Annotated in this window: 3 protein-coding genes; all 3 read left to right on the top strand. The window is 79.8% G+C overall.

The window, feature by feature from the left end; translation table 11 throughout:
* Nucleotides 1-137 precede the first annotated feature (137 nt).
* Nucleotides 138-1,583, top strand: a complete 1,446-nt coding sequence (locus AC5FZL_RS16330) for a glutamyl-tRNA reductase (protein ID WP_493619931.1) — start codon at nucleotides 138-140, stop codon at nucleotides 1,581-1,583.
* On the top strand, nucleotides 1,580-2,575 hold the full coding sequence (gene hemC / locus AC5FZL_RS16325; RefSeq protein WP_493619930.1) for a hydroxymethylbilane synthase: 996 nt from the start codon (nucleotides 1,580-1,582) through the stop codon (nucleotides 2,573-2,575). Before AC5FZL_RS16330 ends, hemC begins: the two co-directional genes overlap by 4 nt.
* Nucleotides 2,572-2,737: SAM-dependent methyltransferase (locus AC5FZL_RS16320; protein WP_493619932.1), on the top strand; the 166-nt coding region annotated here is incomplete at its 3' end. The genes hemC and AC5FZL_RS16320, both read left to right, overlap by 4 nt.

Raw genomic sequence — 2,737 nt, 5'->3', positions numbered from 1 at the left:
CGCCGCGCCGTCTGTGCTGCCGCCGGCGTGGTCGTGGCAGAGTGGGAGGCCGAGCGCGAGGCGGCCCGCACCACCGGGCTCGACCCGGCGAGCGGCACGGCGCTCGGCCCCCACCGCACCCTCGCCGGAGGCACCCGATGAGCCTGCTGGTCGTGGGCATGTCCCACCGCACCGCGCCGATCTCGCTGCTCGAGCGCGCCGCCCTCGACGGCACCGGCGCCCGCGAGCTCGCCGCCGGGGCCTGCGACTCCGGCGCGGCGGCCGAGGCCGTCGTGCTCGCCACCTGCAACCGGCTCGAGCTCTACGCAGAGGTCGACGCCTTCCACGCCGGCGTCCAGGGCCTGTCCGCGGCGATCGCCGAGCGCACCGGCGTTCCGCTGGCCGACCTCGGCGAGCACCTGTACTTCCACCACGGCGACGCGGCGGTCGCCCACCTGTTCACCGTCGCCAGCGGCCTGGACTCGATGGCGCTCGGGGAGTCGCAGGTGCTCGGCCAGGTGCGCGCGGCGCTGCGCCGCGGCCAGGAGGACGGCACCGCCGGCCGCACCCTGGACCACCTGCTGCAGCGCGCTCTGCGGGTGGGCAAGCGCGTGCACACCGACACCGGCCTCGCCCGCGCCGGGCACTCCCTCGTCGAGGCGGCCCTGGCCGGCGCCGAGGACGTCGTCGGCGACCTCGCCGGCGCCAGCGCCCTCGTCGTCGGGGCCGGCTCGATGAGCGCCCTGGCGGCCACCACGCTGCACCGCGCGGGCCTGCGCCGGATCACCGTGGCGAACCGCACCGCCGCGCGCGCCGAGCGCCTGGCCGAGGCGGTCGGCGGCGACTGGGTGCGCCTCGGCGACGCGGACGCCGTGCGCTCGGCGCTCGCCCGCGCCGACGTCGTCGTCTCCTGCACCGGCGCGGTCGGCCACGTGCTGGACGCCGACCTCGTCGGCGCCGCCCGCGCCGAGCGGGCCGCCACCGCGGGTGCCGCGCCGGGGCGGGCCGCTCCCCAGCTGCTCGTCGACCTGGCCCTGCCGCGCGACGTCGACCCCGCGGTCAACGAGCTGCCGGGCGTGGTCGTCGTCGGGCTGACCGAGCTGCGCGAGCGCCTCACCGGGGCCGGTGCGCTGGACGGCGGCGACGCCGAGGCCGCCGTCCTGGCCGCCCGGGCGATCGTCGAGGAGGAGGTGGCGGGGTACCAGGCCAAGCGCCGCGCGGCCGCCGTGGCCCCCACCGTCACCGCGCTGCGCTCGCTGGCCTCGGACGTCGTGGACGCCGAGCTGTCCCGGCTGCGCTCGCGCCTCGGTGCGGACGCCGACCCGCGGGTCGCCGCCGAGGCCGAGCTCGCCGTGCACCGCGTGGTGGAGAAGCTCCTGCACACCCCGACCGTCCGGGTGAAGGCGCTGGCCGCCGGCAGCGAGCACGGCGCCTCCTACGCCCTCGCCCTGCGCGAGCTGTTCGGGCTGCGCGACGCCGGCCCGGCCCCCGCGGCGAGGAGCCTCGGACCGGTCGGCCCGCTGGCCGCCGGCGACCTCGGCGCAGCGCGCACGGTCGCCGACGTGCTGCGCGCCGTCCCCACCGCCGAGGGGGGCGCCGCGTGAGCGCCGCAGCGGCACCCGGCCAGCGCCCGCTGCTCCTGGGCACCCGCCGCAGCGCGCTCGCCCGCACCCAGAGCGAGCACGTGGCCCAGGCCCTGCGCGAGCTCAGCGGCCGGGCCGTCGAGCTGGTCGAGGTGGTCACCACCGGCGACGTCTCGCGGGCCCCGCTGAGCGCCATCGGCGGCACGGGCGTGTTCGTCTCCGCGCTGCGCGACGCCCTGCTGGAGGGCCGCGTCGACCTCGCCGTCCACTCCCTCAAGGACCTGCCGACCGCTCCGGCCCCCGGCCTGGCCCTGGCCGCGGTCCCGCCGCGGGAGGACCCCCGCGACGTGCTCGTCGCCGTCGGCGGCGCCCGCCTGGAGGAGCTGCCGGCCGGCGCCCGGATCGGCACGGGCTCGCCCCGGCGCGCGGCCCAGCTGCGCGCCGCGCGCCCCGACCTCGAGGTGGTCGACGTGCGGGGCAACGTCGACACCCGCCTGCGCCTGGTCGCCGACGGCCGGCTCGAGGCCGTCGTCCTGGCCGCCGCCGGACTGGCCCGCCTCGGCCGCTCGACCGAGGTGTCGCAGGTGCTCGAGCCCGAGGTCGTCCTGCCCGCGCCCGGCCAGGGCGCGCTCGCGGTCGAGTGCCGCGCCGACGACGCCGCCGCCCTGGCCGCCTGCGCGCTGCTGGAGCACCCGGCCACCCGCGCTGCGGTCACCGCCGAGCGCGCGCTGCTCAGCGCCCTGGAGGCCGGCTGCACCGCTCCGGTGGGCGCGCTGGCGCAGATCGGCGAGGATGGCGTCCTGGGGCTGCGCGCCCTGGTCGCCTCCGCCGACGGGTCCACCCGTCTGGCGCGCTCCGGCACCGCGCAGCCCGCACGCGCTGCAGCCCTCGGCGCCGACCTCGCCCGACACCTCCTCGCCGACGGCGCTGCCGCTCTGGCCGACCTGCCTGCTCGACCCACTTCCCACCAGGACGACACGGCGGCCGGTCCGCCGGAGAGGGTGCACCCGTGACCCCGCCCACCAGCCCCACCACCAGCTCGACTCCGGTGACCGCCGCCCCCGGCAGCGTCGCCTTCGTCGGCACCGGCCCGGGCGACCCGGGCCTGCTGACGCTGCGGGCGGCCGAGCTCATCGCGGCGGCCGACGTCGTCGTGCTCGACCGCCGCAGCGCCG

It is taken from the genome of Quadrisphaera sp. DVD1 (assembly GCF_058932755.1).
The sequence above is the reverse complement of the archived record's forward strand: the minus strand, read 5'-3'. Positions and strand labels throughout refer to the sequence as shown.

Excerpts from the sequence above, each read along its gene's own strand:
- AC5FZL_RS16330 (WP_493619931.1), top strand. The coding sequence starts at position 138 with ATGAGCCTGCTGGTCGTGGGCATGTCCCACCGCACCGCGCCGATCTCG.